Raw genomic sequence first — 15,910 nt, forward strand, 5'->3', positions numbered from 1 at the left:
GACGAAGGAGATAGCCGTTTTCCTATTATTACGTATGTTACGAGTTATTACGAGTTAGTTTCAATTGCTTCTAATAATAAATCCACAATGTGAATTCCTCTCATTTTATGAGAAAGCCCTTCTCGCTCAATGCCCAATTTCATTTGTAATAAACAACTTGGATTTGCAGTAACAATGGTTGCTGCGTCTGTTTCATGCACACGGTCCATTTTGTAATCTAGAAATGCCATTGATAACTCTGAATGAACAATATTGTAAATACCAGCAGAACCACAGCAACGGTCGGCATCTTTCATTTCACGGTATGTTGCACCTTGGATAGCCTCTAGTAACATACGAGGTTCAGAAGATGTGCGCATAACATTGCGTAAATGACAAGAGTCTTGATACGTAATAACTTGCGGCGTGAGTCGTAAGTCATTACGTTTATGGAAATCTAGTTCTACTAGAATAGCAGTAATATCTTTAATTTTAGAAATAAACTGCTTAGCACGTTCAGCCCAATCCGGATCATCCTTTAAAAGATAATCATAGTCTACGAGATAAGCTCCGCAACCACCTGCATTCGTAATAATATAGTCGATGTTTAAATCTTCGAATGCTTTTATATTTCGCTTTGCTAATTCTTTTGCTCCACTCTTTTCACCAGCATGTCCATGCAATGCACCGCAGCAACTTTGTGTTTTCGGAATAACGATATCACAACCAGCTAATTGAAGAAGTTTCATCGTTGCGTTATTTGTTTCTAAAAACATCGTATCCATTAAGCAGCCTGTGAAGAATGCAACTTGTTTTTTCTTTGTACTTTCTGCAGGTAAAAATGAAGGACGATCTTTCATCGCTTTCATTTTAGGGACTTTGGGTAAAACGAGATCCATCGTTGCAAGTGTTTCAGGGAATAACTTCATAATCCCTGTTTTATGTGTTAGTGTTTGTAAACCAGAACGTTGATAAAATCCGATTAGTCCAGTTAATGTTCTCATTCGATTTTGATGGGGGAATAATCCTTCAAAAACGACTTTTCGAACAGCTTTCACTGGCACTGAGAATTTTTTATTTTGATTAATAATATCACGAGCTTCTTCTAATAAATGTCCATAATTTACACCAGATGGACAAACAGGCTCACAAGCACGGCAACCAAGACAAACGTTTAATGTATTTTCAACATCTTCATCTGGTTCGATTAAACCATCAACGACTGCTTTCATTAATGCGATACGTCCGCGCGGTGAATGTGACTCTTTATATCCGGATTGAATGTAGGTAGGACAAGTAGGTAAACAAAAACCGCATCGCATACAGTTTAGTAATTCATCTTCACTTAATCGTTCTTTAAATTCTTTTTGAATATTTTCTTTATTTAATGTGGTCATCGCTCAACCACCACTCTTTTTCGAGTGTCTTTCGCGAACATTTTTCCAGGATTCATAATGTTATTTGGATCGAAAGCTTGCTTTATTCCTTGCATAGCTGCAATACCTTCTTTACCTAATTTCATTTCTAAATATGGAGCTTTCATTGCACCAACACCATGTTCACCAGTAATTGTGCCACCAAGTTCAATTGCTTTCGCAAATATTTCAGCAAAAGCTTGCTCAGCTCGGTGCATTTCTTCTGCATTACGAGCGTCTGTCATACAAGTTGGATGTAAATTACCATCACCAGCGTGTCCAAACGTACAAATAGGAATAATATATTTTTTTGCAATGGCATTAATAGCTTCAACCATAGGAGCGATTTGTGAACGTGGTACAGTTGCATCTTCTAATATTGTAGTAGGTTTTAGTCGTGCGAGCGCTGATAGAGCACTACGGCGAGCGGTACGAAGCGCATCTGCTTCTGTTTCATCTTTTGCAACGCGAACATCAACTGCATTCATAGAGCGGCAAACATTAGCCATGTTTTCAATATCTCGATTGACTACTTCGGGCGGACCGTCTTGTTCGATTAATAAAATTGCTTTTACATCTGTAGGTAAACCGATTTGTGCAAACTCTTCTACTACTTCAATTGTCGGTTGGTCTAAAAACTCCAGTGTTGCTGGAATGATTTTATTTGCAATAATAGAAGAAACAGCACGTGCAGCTTCATTAATATCTTCATATAATGCAAGCATTGTTTTCTTTGTTTCAGGCATAGGAACAAGTTTTAATATAGCTTCTGTTACCACGCCAAGTGTTCCTTCAGAACCGATAAATAAACGAGTTAAATCGTAACCAGCTACATCTTTTGCTAATTTACCACCAGTGCGAATAATATCACCATTTGGTAAGACAAGTTCAAGCCCCATTACATAATCACGTGTTACGCCATATTTCAAACCGCGTAATCCACCTGAGTTTTCATTAATATTACCGCCGATTGTAGAAATTTTCATCGAGCTTGGATCTGGTGGATAAAATAAACCTTTTTCTTCTACCGCTTTAATAATATCAAGTGTAATGACACCAGCTTGTACAGTAATTGTTAAGTTTTCTTCATCAATTTCTAAAATATTGTTCATATGGCGGAAAATAAGGACGATACCGCCTTCAAGTGGACATGTTCCTGCGCAAAGATTTGTTCCAGACCCGCGCACATACACAGGAATTTTGTGAGTGTTACATACTTTTAACACTTCAGCTACTTCATTTGTATTACGAGGAGCAATGACTGCATCAGGCATTGCTTGGAAGTTTGGAGTAGCATCATAACTATAAGTTAAACGCCCCATATTGGATGTATCTACATTATCTTCGCCAACAATAGATACGAATGAATGAATAATTTGTTTTTCTAACATTGGAAATCCCCCTCAAACTGTTAACGTGTTTAGTTATAATAAACAACGTGGTAACAGTGCTTTCATTATAATGATAAAAAAGTTGAGGGATTCTTTCTATGTATAATCATCTAAAGATTAATCTATTTTATCGTTCTTTTTTATATGATTATCTAATAGGAGAAGTGCGAAGTATAAAACGTTTAAGTCTTTGAATTGTTTTGGATCAAGTCCTGTATGTTCTTCAATCTTTTTTAGCCTGTAATGTAATGTGTTAATGTGTATATGTAATTGTTTAGCCGTCTGTTTATAAGATTGGTTATAATCGATAAATAAGCGTAAAGTGTGCATAAGCTCAGGAAATGATAATAAGTTTTCGATGGTACGCTCTAGAAATTGTTCACGCGTTTCGGCAGAAATATCTTGTAAACACATTTCTAAACGTAAATCTTCATTAAATACAATTTTTTTCGTTTCCAATGATACAGAAAGAGCGCGTAATGCTTGTTCGTAACATATGCTCATATTGTTTGAGGTAACTGTTTGTCCAATCCCTATATATAAAGGAATAGAAAATAAAGTTTCGCAGTCTTGTTTTAATCGTTTTAAAAATTGATAAGTTTGCTCTTTGGAGCTCATTGCTGTAAATAAAATAAAACGATCATTTCCCCAGCGAACAAATAGATGCTCTTTTGTTAAAATATTACGTATGTGTTGCCATATTTTACGCTGGAGCATCGTGTCATTTTTGCCAATAGAAAACAAAATAAGTTGTTTTTTCTTATATAAATCAATGCCAAGTGTTTTTGCGCGATCAAGAAAACTTGGGGACCACTCTGTATTTTGAAGCCAATCAAAGACAAAAGCTTCATAAGAACGGTGCTCAAGTTCTAGTTGCTCTAAAAAGTAGTTTTCATGAATTAATAATTCGGTCATCTTACGCAATATTTCTCCGTAGCGTGAAATGTTTTCAGGTTCTCCTGTAATCCCAATGACACCAATTACTTCATCATGAAATAATAAAGGAAGATTCATCCCAGCCTTTACACCTTGCAATCGCCTTTCATCTTCTTTTGTAATGATGACGGTTTTCTTTTGTTTGGCGCAGCGGAGTGCACCTTCATGAAATTGTCCAATTCTTTCTATATCTGTACTTGCGATAATAACGCCTTCTATATTAATGATAATTATATTTTCTGTAATTAGTCTGCGTACTTCTCGTACAATTTTATTCGCTAAATCAGGAAATAGCATAATTGACACACCTCAAATTCTATTTGTTGTACATTATATATGTAAATTGAGTAAGAAAGGGAAATTTCACACTTTCCACACATTTATTTGTTATTTTACAATTATAACGAAATCATCTGAAGATGGAGGGAATCTTTTGAGAAAGTATGTTTTTCTTCTCTGTTTTTTATTTCTATTAGTAGGGTGTCAAGGAAGTTCATATACACCAATTGCTAAAGATAAAAATGTTATTATAACTACGAATATAAAAGAAGGCAGTATTAGTTTTATTGATAAAAAGGATAAAAAGTTAATTACGACATGGGAACTAAATGAGCCAATGGCCGGAATCACACTGCTTCCAAATGGCGATGAAATACTTGTATACGGTAAGCAATTAGAATATATGTATGTATATTCACTAGCGGAAGGAAGGCAAGTGGAAAAATATAAAACTGGAAAGGGCATTGTAAATGTGGTCGTATCAGCAGATAAAAAACAATTATTTGCTGCTGATCAAAATGTTCAAAAGGTAAGATTCTTTACGATAAATGGGAAAGAGACAGGAAATGTTTCAACAGGAAAAGGGCCTATAACGATGGTAGAGTATCAGAATCGGTTATCTGTACTAAACTTTTATGATACGAAACTAACGACAATTGATACGAAGAAAAAAGAAGTTGTTCAATCCTTTATGATTCCGCCAGCATCAACAGGAGCGACGATTAGTCCTGATGGGAAAGAAATATGGATTGGCGGACATGGTGATGGAAATCAAGTAAATGAGAAAGTGTTAGTGTATTCTTTACAGAGTGGAGAAATGGTGCGTTCTTTACACGCTCCATTTATGCCTGTGAATATAACGAAGGATAGTAAGTACGTATATGCACTCAGTCATGGGTCGAATACACTTAGAAAGTTTGATGTTAGCACATATAAAGAAATAGCTTCTGTAGAAGTAGGGTCGAATCCATTTGCATTTTTGGAGAGCGGAGCAGAAGGGTATGTAGCCAGTTATGATAGTGATGAAGTGTGCGTTATGGATATGAAGAATTTGAAAATAAAACAAACAATTAAAGTCGGAAAAGGACCGTTTCAACTCATAGAGAGGGAAGGGAAGGACAATGAATAAATATAGAGTGCTAGTTGTAGATGATGAAAGTGATATGAGGCAGCTTGTTGGAATGTATTTGGATAACTTTGGATATGAGTGGGGAGAAGCTGAAAATGGAAAAGAGGCTCTTAAAAAGCTAGAAACGGATCATTATGATTTCGTTGTATTAGATATAATGATGCCAGAAATGGATGGACTTTCAGTTTGTAAAGAAATTAGAAAAACGTCAGATGTACCGATTATATTTTTAACCGCAAAAGGTGAAGAGTGGAATAGGGTGAACGGCTTACGTATGGGAGCAGATGACTATATTGTAAAACCGTTTAGTCCTGGTGAATTGGTTGCCCGTATGGAAGCTGTGCTAAGAAGATATACAAAGCAAGAACAGCAAGAAGAGATTCAATTTGGACCAATTCTTATCAATGAAAAAAGTAGACGAATCGAGGCGGATGGTGAATTGATTTCTCTTACTGTAAAAGAGTTTGATTTACTATATTTTCTTTGCCAGCATACAGGACAAGTGTTTAGCCGGGAGCAATTACTTGAAAAGGTATGGGGATATGATTATGCCGGAAGTACAAGAACAGTGGATACGCATGTGAAAACGATGCGCTTGAAGCTTGGAGAAAGTGGAAACTACATTCAAACTGTTTGGGGTGTAGGCTATAAATTCGAGGTGTAACGTATGTTTACGATGGTACAAAAACTTTGGCTTACAGTAGTATGTGCAGTATGTGTAACAGTGTCCTTTCTTTATTTCGTATCTTTATACTCGTATGAAAAATTATACGTTGATAATTTAAAAGCTTCGTTAGTAATGGAAGGAAAAAGTCTTGCTGCTCAATATGATAGGCGTGAAGGAATATCAACTTTTGAAGAGAAAGTAAGATCGTTTGATCAAATATCTAGTTCAGACGTTATTTTTGTGTCTAATCCGCGTGACTTAAGCGCATGTTTGCCTTTTGATGTGCATCACCATTCTCTTATAAGTGAAGGAGATAGGCAAACGCTATTAGATGGGAAAACTGTGACAAAAATAGGATATGAAGAACATTTTGACCGTAATATTATGGGGGTTGTCATTCCTGTATTGGAAAATAAAAAATTAGTCGGAATTGTCTATTCGTATATTCCTTTAAAAAGTATAAAAGATTTAATCTATGATATGGGTCTTATTTTAGCACCGTTAGCAATTGCTATGATTTTAATTACGATATGGGTTGGAAGAAAAATTATAATTGCAATTACGAAGCCACTTTCGCAAATGGAGCGGGTTGCAAATCATTTGGCTACGGGAGATTTCTCGGAGCGGATTACAGTTTCTTCAGAGGATGAAATTGGACGATTAGGAAAAGCATTTAATAAAATGGCAAATTCATTAGAAACAGAAGATGTAAAGCGTAAGGAATTTTTAGCAAATGTTTCGCATGAACTTAGAACACCACTTAGTTATATAAAAGGGTATAGCGAGGCTATTTTAGATGGTGTTGCAAAGGGACCGCAGCAGGAAAAAGTAACGCAGCTAATTCATAAAGAAGCAGGTCGTATGCAGCGTCTCGTTCATGACTTGTTAGACTTAGCACAATTAGAAGGCGAGCACTTTCCGTTAAAGAAGCAACCTATCGTTTTTTCACAGCTGATTGAAGACGTATTAGATACGTATGAGATTAAGTTTATAGAAAAGGAAATTCATATTTCAACCAATTTAAATCCAGAGGTCATTGTCATGATTGATGAGGATCGTATGCAACAAGTGCTTCATAATGTGTTAGATAATGCGATACGGTATACAAATCAAAAAGGAAATATCGTTATAACTTTAGAGCAAATCTATGATTACTGTGAATTAAAAATACAAGATACAGGAATTGGCATTGATATAGAACATTTGGAAAACCTTGGGGAACGCTTTTACCGAGTTGATAAAGCGAGAAGTCGTCAACACGGTGGAACAGGTTTAGGCCTTGCTATTGTGAAACAAATTGTTCATATACATGGTGGACAGTGGCAAATTGAAAGTGAAAAAGATAAGGGAACAACGGTTAGTATTAAACTGAATTTACAGGATGAGGGGGGCATGTTCTAATTTTTAGGACATGTTCTTTATATTGAAGGAAATATTTATACATAAAAATATAAATTAATATGTAATAAATATCGAAAATTTGACTATTTTATGAACAAAACATTTGTACTTCTTATCAATTCGGTCTAAAATAGTTATGATGCAAAGTTTTTATAAATCGTTTCAATTGTTGTTTGGAAGATACTGAGGTGATTTAACTGGAGTACAAATCTATTAAACCGAAAAAAATTTACGAAGAAGTATCTGAAGCTATTTTAACAATGATTAAAAATGGTACGTTAAAACCTGGTGACAAACTACTCCCTGTGCATCAATTAGCTGAGCAGTTTCAAGTTGGCAGATCTGCTGTTCGTGAAGCGCTAAGTGCGCTAAGAGCGATGGGCTTAATTGAGATGAAACAAGGAGAAGGTACATATGTGAAGAACTTCGATTCTTCTTCATTAACGAAATCATTAAACAATAGATTATTAATGAAGAAAGAAGATATTTTGAATTTATTAGAAGTACGAAAGGTGCTTGAAGTGGGGGCAGTTCGAGTAGCGGCGGCAAAACGTACGGAAGATAATTTACAAAATATGAAACATTGGCTAGATGAAATGGCAAAGAGCATTGGAGATGAAAAGGCTGGCGAAAAAGCCGATTTTCAATTTCATATGGGAATTGCAGAGTCTTCGCATAATAACATTTTGCTTGAACTCATGAATCATGTTTCAGAGATGATTGCTGAAACAATTGGTGAATCAAGACGCATTATTTTATATGGTGAACAAACGACATCAGAACGACTTATAGAAGAGCATCAAGTTATATATGATGCGGTGTTAAAACAAGATGTAGAATTAGCGCAGCAAGCAATGCTAGATCATTTAACAAATGTAGAACATATTGTCACAGGTAAAAACGATATAAATTCGTAATTTAATCTTTTAAAAATTTAATTTTCTGATAAAATAGAGAAAGATTAAGTAAGCGTTTTCTTTAGAAGAGGGAGAGGATAGGCCATGGTTGAGCCTATTTCTTCTCTACTAAGTCATCTGATGACCATATGTTTGTTGGTGAAGTTGTAAAAAGGGGGAGTAATAGTTATGAAAGTTACTTTATTTGTTACTTGTTTAGTCGATATGTTTGAAACAAATGTCGGCAAAGCAACAGTTGAAGTGTTGGAGCGTTTAGGTTGTGAAATTGAATTTCCAGAAGCACAAGTTTGTTGTGGGCAGCCTGCTTATAATAGCGGCCATGTAGAAGCAGCAAAAGAAGCGATGAAACATATGATTGAAACTTTCGAAGATGCAGAATATATTGTTACGCCATCTGGTTCTTGTGCGACAATGTTTCATGAGTATCCGCATGTTTTCAAAGATGATCCAAAGTGGGCTAAACGTGCACAAAAAGTTGCTGATAAAACTTATGAATTTACACAGTTTATTGTAGATGTTTTAAAAGTTACAGATGTTGGTGCAAGTTTATCAGGGATAGCTACTATTCATAAATCATGTCATATGACGCGTATGCTTGGAGTAAAAGAAGCACCAGGAATTTTATTATCAAATGTAAAAGGATTAACTGTGAGAGATTTACCAAACGTGCAAAATTGTTGCGGGTTTGGGGGAACGTTTTCAGTTAAGATGACTCCAATTTCTGAGCAAATGGTAGACGAAAAAGTAGATAGTGTCATGGAAACAGGTGCAGATTATTTAATCGGTGCAGATTGTGGGTGTTTGTTAAACATTGGCGGACGTATTGAGCGTTTAGGAAAAGAAGTAAAAGTAATGCATATTGCTGAGGTACTGAATAGTCGCTCATGAAGGGGGAACATAAGCTATGTCTATGAAAATCAGTGAGAAAAAATTTAATGATCGCGTTGGTGATGGAATTCAAGATTCGTTTATGCGCGGAGCAGTATCTTCTGCACAAACGCGTTTATATACGAATCGCTTAAAAGCTGCAGATGAATTAGGAAACTGGGAAGAGTGGCGTGAACTAGGTGAACAAATTCGTCAACATACGTTAGAAAATCTGGATTATTACTTAATGCAGTTAAGTGAAAATGTATCAAAAAGAGGCGGACACGTGTACTTTGCGAAGACGAAAGAGGAAGCTGCAAAGTATATTCAAGATGTTGCCAAAAAGAAACAAGCGAAAAAAGTAGTAAAATCAAAGTCGATGGTAACAGAAGAAATCAGTATGAACCATGCGCTTGAAGAGATTGGCTGTGAAGTGTTAGAGAGTGACTTAGGAGAGTATATCTTGCAAGTAGATAACGATCCACCTTCACATATTATTGCACCTGCACTTCATAAAAATAGAACGCAAATTCGCGATGTATTTAAAGAAAAGTTAGGCTATGAAAATTCTGATGACCCGTATGAAATGACAAAGTTTGTTCGTAAACAACTTCGTGAGAAATTTATGGATGCAGAAATTGGTGTAACTGGTTGTAACTTTGCTGTTGCAAATACTGGCTCTCTTTGTTTAGTAACGAATGAAGGTAATGCCGATCTTGTCATGTCGATTCCGAAAACACAAATTGCAGTAATGGGTATGGAACGTATGGTTCCTACAATGGAAGAATTAGATGTTTTAGTTGGTTTACTATGTCGTAGTGCAGTAGGTCAAAAGTTAACAAGTTATGTAACGGTAGCGGGACCAATTCAAGAAGAGGAAGTAGATGGCCCAGAAGAATTCCACTTAGTTGTGGTCGATAATGGTCGTTCTCAAATTCTTGGATCTGAATTCCGCCAAGTATTGCAATGTATTCGTTGTGCTGCTTGTGTTAACGTATGCCCTGTATATCGTCATGTTGGTGGACATTCATATGGTTCTATATACTCAGGACCAATTGGTGCGGTATTAACACCACTTTTAGGTGGATATGATGATTACAAAGAGCTTCCTTATGCCTCTAGTTTATGCGGAGCATGTACAGAAGCTTGTCCAGTAAAAATTCCATTGCATGATTTATTATTAAAACATCGTCAAGTTATCGTTGAGCAAGAAGGACGTGCTCCACTTGCAGAAAAATTAGCAATGAAAATGTTTAGTATGGGTGCATCTTCAGCAGCTTTATATAAAATGGGATCAAAAATGGCGCCAGCAGCAATGAGTCCATTTACATCTGGTAACCGTGTATCAAAAGGTGTTGGGCCACTTAAAAACTGGACAGATATTCGTGAATTCCCAGCTCCAAGTAAAGAACGATTCCGTGATTGGTATAAAGATCATAAGAAAGGTGGGGACAAATAATGACAGGATTAATTCAAAACCGTGATGCCTTTCTAGATAACATTGCAAAAGAACTTGGGCGCGCTCGTAAAACAGAAGGTGTAGAGCGTCCAGTATGGAAAAGTAATGTGAATATAGAAACGTTAAAAGATTATTCACAAGAAGAATTACTAGAAGTGTTTAAAAAGCAATGTACAAACATTCATACAACTGTAGTAGAAACGACAAATGACAGTTTAGGTGAAGACCTTCAAAAAGTAATTATGGAAAACGGCGGGGGACCTATTTTATTATCAGCAGATGAGCGTTTTGATGCATATGGTTTAACATCTTTATTTAAAGAAGAACTTCCAAAGCGAGACGTTGAAGTGAACGTATGGGATCCAGAGAGAAAAGACGAAAATATGCGTTTAGCTGAAAAAGCGAATATTGGTATTGCATTTAGTGATTATACATTAGCTGAATCTGGTACAATTGTTGTACAAAGTCATAAAGGGCAAGGACGTTCTTTACACTTTTTACCGACTGTATATTTTGCTATTATTCCACGTGAAACACTTGTGCCTCGTATTACACAAGCAGTTCAGGATATGAATTCACGCGTAGAAAATGGGGAGACAGCGGCATCTTGTATTAACTTTATTACAGGACCAAGTAACTCGGCTGACATTGAGATGAATCTTGTTGTCGGAGTACATGGACCATTAAAAGCAGTATATTTCATCGTATAAAAGAGGGGAAAGCAGGCCAGAAAATGGCCTGCTTTTTTAGTAGAATAAAGGATAATATGAAGTAGAAGTTCTCTCCTTTTTTTGCTATGTTTTTTGGGAAAGGAGAGGAAGGGATGTTCACTTATTTATATGCACTGTTAGCAGGGATGGTGTTTGGTTCTTTTTTTATGCTAGTTGCGATGAGGGTTCCATTAGGTGTTTCTATTATTACCCCGCGTTCACATTGTGATTATTGCAAATATGTGCTAAGGACAAAAGAACTAATCCCCATCATTTCATTTTATATACAAAGAGGCTATTGTACGAATTGTAAGAGGAAAATTCCAATTATGTATGTAACATTTGAATATATAACAGGAGGTATATTTCTTCTTACAGTTTATATGATTGGAATAGAACGAGAGCTTATTATCATTTTATCCCTTTTTTCGCTACTTCTTATTATTTCAGTTACAGATTACTTATATATGTTAATTCCTGATTGTATTTTAATTTCGTTTGCCGTTTTACTCATTCTCGAAAGTGTTTTTGTACAATTAGTTACTTGGACAGATAGTATAGCTGGTAGTGGTGTTATATTTATTTTGTTATATTGCATGCAAAAGATATATCCAGAAGGGCTTGGCGGAGGAGATATAAAACTGCTTTCGTTACTTGGTTTTATAGTAGGAGTGAAGGGAGTTTTTATCGTTTTATTTTTAGCATCTTGTTTTAGTCTTTGTTTTTTGGGGATTGGTATCGGATTAAAACGTATAGAAGTACGAAAGCCAATTCCATTTGGTCCTTTTATTAGTCTTGGGGCAATGTGTTATGTATTAGCCGCTTATTCAAATTAGAGAGTGAATCGAAAATGAACGTATATATGGATGATCAAAGAAGTTGCCCGTTCGGGTATGTGTCCGCAACTACAGTAGAATGTGCCTTGCAAATGGTTCGGGATTATGATGTGAATATTCTTTCCCTTGATTATAATATGGGCTGGGGAGCAAAAAATGGACTAGATTTTGTAGAAGCTTTTTGTACAGAGGGATTATATGTAAATGAAATTCACCTTCATACGAATGATGTCATCGGTATGCATAAGATGAAACAGAGAATGGATAAGGGAAAGGAAGAAGGAGAAATTAATCCTCACCTTTTAGTTAAATACGTGGGAAGCTAAAAACTCCAAAGTAAAACTTTGGAGTTTTTAATGTTTCATATGTGCTTGTAAAGGAATAATCTCTTCTTGTTGAGCTGTTGCGATTTCAGTTTTTTCCTGTTGAACGTCAGGTGTTTTCTTTGTTAAGTAGTGGTATACCATACCGACAAATACTGATCCACCAATAATGTTACCGATTGTAACAGGAATTAAGTTATGAATAGCACCTGAAAAAGAAATTGTCTCAGGATGCGGTGAAACTAAAGATAAAGCAAAGAGTGATAAGTTTGCAATACTATGTTCGTAGCCAGATAAGAAGAATGTGAAAACAAGTAGCATCATGACCATTATTTTTGCTGTGTCACCTTTAACCTGAGAAGGTAAGAAACAAGCAAGACATACGAGCCAGTTACATAAAATAGCTTTAAAGAATAACTGCATCGTAGGTGTGTTCATCTTTCCTTCAACGACTTTACTCATTAAGTGACCGTGATCAATTGCTTCGAAAATTCCAGTTGCGTAAAATAGTAAGGCAAAGAATAACGCGCCGGCTAAGTTACCTGCATAACAAGCAACCCAGTTACGAAGTGTATCAGAAATCGTTGTTTCTTTTCTTAAAGTTGCTACAGTAAAGTACATTGTGTTTCCAGTAAACAATTCAGCACCGCCATATATAATAAGTACGAGAGCAATCCCGAAAAACATAGAAGCAGCTAAATACGTTGCTGGTGAATCTGCAATGTGAAAAAAGTTACCTAATTTAAAACATAGTACAATAATAAAACCGATATAAATACCCGCAAGTGCAGCACGAATGAAATATTGCATTGGGTTTGTATCTAGTATTTTCTTTTTGTTTTTAGCCAGTTTGACAACATAATCTAGTCCTTGTTCTAGCATGAGTAATACGCTCCTTTAGTAAATCTTCTATAAATACTCCTTATATGAATAAAGTACATGGAATTGTTCTCACTTTCAATAAGTTTGTGCAATGTTTCACAAAAAGGACATACATACATTAAGAAAACGTTTACAAAAGGTAGTATAATGGAATTTTTTCTGGACATTGAGAGGAAGAACGGAAAAAGAAAAAGCGCTGTAATTACAGCGCTTTTTCGTCTAAATTCTTTTCTACTTTTACTTCTACTTCTTTTGAGAAGAACCAACCACCAACTGCGATTCCGACTAATACAATCCAGAATGTAAGCTTCCACGGAGTGGATTCTGGGAATGAATGTGGTATTACATTTAATGCAGGGTGTGCTAATGTATAAACTGCTAGCTTCACACCAACCCAACCTACAATTAAGAATGCTGCAGTTTCAAGTCCTGGTTTACGTTTTAAAATCTGTACGAAAGCAGTTGCTGCAAATCGCATAATGATTAATCCGATAAGTCCACCTACAAAGATAACAACGAATTGCCCAGTATCAAGACTACCAATTGTACCTAATCCTGTTTTTGGTAAAGTCATTGCTAGTGCAACAGCAGCTAAAATTGAATCAACTGCGAAGGCGATATCAGCAACCTCAACTTTAAATACAGTCCACCAAAAGTTCTCTTGTTTTTTCTTTGCTTCTTTTTCTTCTGTTTCTTCATCTGTATTCTTTTTAACATATGTTTTAAATAAGTGATTACCAGCGATAAACATAAGGTAGATGGCACCGATTGCTTGCACTTGCCATACATCGACTAAGAACGAAATCATAAATAACGATCCAAATCGGAAAACAAATGCCCCCGCTAATCCATAAAATAGTGCTTTCTTTCGTTTTTCTTCTGGTAAATGTTTTACCATAATTGCAAGAACAAGAGCGTTATCAGCCGCTAAAATCCCTTCAAGTGCAATTAGGATGAGTAATACCCAACCATACTCCAATAATAATGATACATCCATGTACATTCTCCTCTCATTTCTATAAGTTCTAAATAAGTGAAGAATTTCCCCACTATTTAGTTTCCCCATACTCCTGCCTATTAACTTTGGAAGAATCTGGAAATGAATACAAAAAAGACCTCTGCCGTTAATAGGCAAAGGTCTTGCTAGACATATGTAATAAAAAATGCCAACAAAGCCGGAAGAACTAAGTTCTACGTAATGACGACTTTGTTTCCAAGAAATATTCTTGGACGCTACTCCCCTTTGGAGATATGTTATTGTATTCTCATTATATGGATAATTTATACGGTTGTCAACCTGTTAAAATATCTTCATTCGGATATTTTATTTTCGGGTTCTTTTTACGAGCAAATGAAAAAGCCAATGTTAAAGGACCCATTTTCCCAAAAAACATCATAAAGATAATAATAGCTTTTCCGATTATAGTTAAGTGGGGTGTTAAATTCATACTGAGGCCAACAGTCCCAAATGCTGAAAATACTTCGAAAGCACTCATCAATAGAGGAACTCGCTCAGTAATACTTAAAATTAAAATAGCAAAAAAGATAAATGAAATGGAAATAATAGTAATGGTTAATGATTTGACAATGAGAGTATCTTTAATGGATTTTTTAAATACGACAATATCCTCTTGTTGTTGTAAAAATTTAAATACGCCAAAAAATATGATTAAAAATGTTGTTAACTTAATCCCACCACCAGTTGAAGCGCTACCAGCACCAATAAACATAAGGAGCATCATTAATAGGAGGGAAGGTTTTGATAATGTAGAAATATCAACTGTATTAAACCCGGCAGTTCGCGTTGAAATTGCTTGAAAATAAGAGGCCAATCCTTCTTCAAATGGGGTAAAACCTCTCATAGAAAGGGAGTTATGGAACTCGAATATAAAAATAAAAAGGGTAGCAATAATGTTGACGATTAGAGTAGAAGAGAGCATAAGTTTTGAATGTAGTGTAAGGTTTTTAAAGTTTTTCTTTCTTTTTATGTCTACGATTACTGTAAAACCAATTCCACCTAAAATGATGAGAGAGGAAATGACGAGATTGACAAGAATACTATGAGAATGGGACATTAAATTATCGCTCCACACAGAAAAGCCAGCATTGTTAAAGGCTGAGATTGAATGGAAAAAACTATAATAGATCCCTTTCGTAACCCCGTATTTGGGTACCCATTCAAAAGAAAGAATTATAGTAGCGATACATTCGACTGTAAAAGAGAATAAAAATAATGCTTTGGCAAGACGGATGACGCCGCCGATATTCGTTTGATTTAATGCTTGTTGCAGTAAAATCCGATTTTGAAGACCGATTTTTCTTCCGAGCATAATCGCAATTAAGACAGCAAAGCTCATAATGCCCAGTCCGCCTACTTGTATAAGTGTTAAAATGACACATTGGCCAAATAAGGTAAATACCTTCCCAGTGTCTACCACACCAAGCCCTGTAACCGTACAAGCAGAAACGGTTGTAAATAAAGCATCTAGCCATGAGATAGACGTTGTTGTAGCAATTGGCAACTTTAATAAGCATGTACCGATAAGTGATAACATAATAAAAGCCAATGTAAGAACACGGGGAGGACTCATGCGAATATTAATCCGTTTCATGTTACATATCGTTCCTTTCAGTTTGCTTTTACTAGTATGTGAAAAAGTACGATTATGTATGTTAAAAATAGAAAGAGGCAGAGAATATCTGCCTCTAAGCCATATGT

General features: G+C 35.7%; 15 protein-coding genes and 1 riboswitch. Of the genes, 9 read left to right on the plus strand and 6 right to left on the minus strand.

The features are described 5' to 3' along the window. Nucleotides 1–47: 47 nt before the first annotated feature. The 3 genes from ACTFRH_RS02935 to ACTFRH_RS02945 form a co-directional block, all read right to left on the minus strand. Nucleotides 48–1,376: a (Fe-S)-binding protein gene (locus ACTFRH_RS02935; RefSeq protein WP_000209647.1), complete on the minus strand. Its 1,329-nt coding sequence runs from the start codon at nt 1,374–1,376 to the stop codon at nt 48–50. Then, entirely contained in the window at nt 1,373–2,785 is a 1,413-nt protein-coding gene (gene glcD / locus ACTFRH_RS02940; RefSeq protein WP_000890760.1) for a glycolate oxidase subunit GlcD, read from the minus strand. Before glcD ends, ACTFRH_RS02935 begins: the two co-directional genes overlap by 4 nt. Nucleotides 2,786–2,902: 117 nt before the next feature. Next, on the minus strand, nt 2,903–4,018 hold the full coding sequence (locus ACTFRH_RS02945) for a CdaR family transcriptional regulator (RefSeq protein ID WP_000898636.1): 1,116 nt from the start codon (nt 4,016–4,018) through the stop codon (nt 2,903–2,905). A 136-nt stretch (nt 4,019–4,154) separates the two neighbouring features. On the opposite strand from ACTFRH_RS02945, the gene ACTFRH_RS02950 reads away from it, so the two are divergent. From ACTFRH_RS02950 to ACTFRH_RS02990, 9 genes are all read left to right on the plus strand, one after another. Continuing rightward, the gene (locus ACTFRH_RS02950) at nt 4,155–5,129 is read left to right on the plus strand and encodes a YncE family protein (RefSeq protein WP_001234149.1); all 975 of its coding nucleotides are present in this window, start codon (nt 4,155–4,157) and stop codon (nt 5,127–5,129) included. Then, nucleotides 5,122–5,793: a response regulator transcription factor gene (locus ACTFRH_RS02955; protein WP_001046395.1), complete on the plus strand. Its 672-nt coding sequence runs from the start codon at nt 5,122–5,124 to the stop codon at nt 5,791–5,793. Before ACTFRH_RS02950 ends, ACTFRH_RS02955 begins: the two co-directional genes overlap by 8 nt. Nucleotides 5,794–5,796: 3 nt before the next feature. Beyond that, on the plus strand, nt 5,797–7,197 hold the full coding sequence (locus ACTFRH_RS02960; RefSeq protein WP_000494797.1) for a sensor histidine kinase: 1,401 nt from the start codon (nt 5,797–5,799) through the stop codon (nt 7,195–7,197). A 227-nt stretch (nt 7,198–7,424) separates the two neighbouring features. Continuing rightward, a complete protein-coding gene (locus ACTFRH_RS02965) occupies nt 7,425–8,114 on the plus strand; it encodes a FadR/GntR family transcriptional regulator (protein WP_254904515.1) in 690 nt (229 codons plus the stop codon). A 168-nt stretch (nt 8,115–8,282) separates the two neighbouring features. Beyond that, the gene (locus ACTFRH_RS02970; protein ID WP_000869152.1) at nt 8,283–9,002 is read left to right on the plus strand and encodes a (Fe-S)-binding protein; all 720 of its coding nucleotides are present in this window, start codon (nt 8,283–8,285) and stop codon (nt 9,000–9,002) included. Nucleotides 9,003–9,018: 16 nt separating this feature from the next. Beyond that, complete coding sequence (locus tag ACTFRH_RS02975; RefSeq protein ID WP_000061927.1) at nt 9,019–10,440, plus strand: LutB/LldF family L-lactate oxidation iron-sulfur protein; 1,422 nt, start codon at nt 9,019–9,021, stop codon at nt 10,438–10,440. After that, nucleotides 10,440–11,150 carry a LutC/YkgG family protein gene (locus ACTFRH_RS02980; RefSeq protein ID WP_000147192.1) on the plus strand — a complete coding sequence of 237 codons (711 nt, stop codon included), beginning with the start codon at nt 10,440–10,442 and terminating at the stop codon, nt 11,148–11,150. The genes ACTFRH_RS02975 and ACTFRH_RS02980 overlap by 1 nt, the downstream gene beginning before the upstream one ends. A gap of 113 nt (nt 11,151–11,263) precedes the next feature. Next, nucleotides 11,264–11,986: a prepilin peptidase gene (locus tag ACTFRH_RS02985; RefSeq protein WP_000495722.1), complete on the plus strand. Its 723-nt coding sequence runs from the start codon at nt 11,264–11,266 to the stop codon at nt 11,984–11,986. A 14-nt stretch (nt 11,987–12,000) separates the two neighbouring features. Next, nucleotides 12,001–12,312: a cyclic-phosphate processing receiver domain-containing protein gene (locus tag ACTFRH_RS02990; RefSeq protein ID WP_001103769.1), complete on the plus strand. Its 312-nt coding sequence runs from the start codon at nt 12,001–12,003 to the stop codon at nt 12,310–12,312. 27 nt (nt 12,313–12,339) lie between these two features. Here the strand turns inward: ACTFRH_RS02990 and ACTFRH_RS02995 are convergent, their stop codons facing one another. From ACTFRH_RS02995 to ACTFRH_RS03005, 3 genes are all read right to left on the minus strand, one after another. Further along, entirely contained in the window at nt 12,340–13,191 is an 852-nt protein-coding gene (locus ACTFRH_RS02995; protein ID WP_000893022.1) for a formate/nitrite transporter family protein, read from the minus strand. 202 nt (nt 13,192–13,393) lie between these two features. Further along, a complete protein-coding gene (locus ACTFRH_RS03000; RefSeq protein WP_000383326.1) occupies nt 13,394–14,188 on the minus strand; it encodes a TerC family protein in 795 nt (264 codons plus the stop codon). 82 nt (nt 14,189–14,270) lie between these two features. Next, a riboswitch (yybP-ykoY riboswitch) is annotated at nt 14,271–14,445 on the minus strand. 38 nt (nt 14,446–14,483) lie between these two features. Continuing rightward, nucleotides 14,484–15,803, minus strand: a complete 1,320-nt coding sequence (locus ACTFRH_RS03005; protein WP_000822325.1) for a TrkH family potassium uptake protein — start codon at nt 15,801–15,803, stop codon at nt 14,484–14,486. Nucleotides 15,804–15,910: the final 107 nt, after the last annotated feature.

It is taken from the genome of Bacillus cereus group sp. MYBK216-1, from assembly GCF_051916495.1.
In the GTDB taxonomy this organism is placed as follows: Bacteria; Bacillota; Bacilli; order Bacillales; family Bacillaceae_G; genus Bacillus_A; species Bacillus_A thuringiensis_K.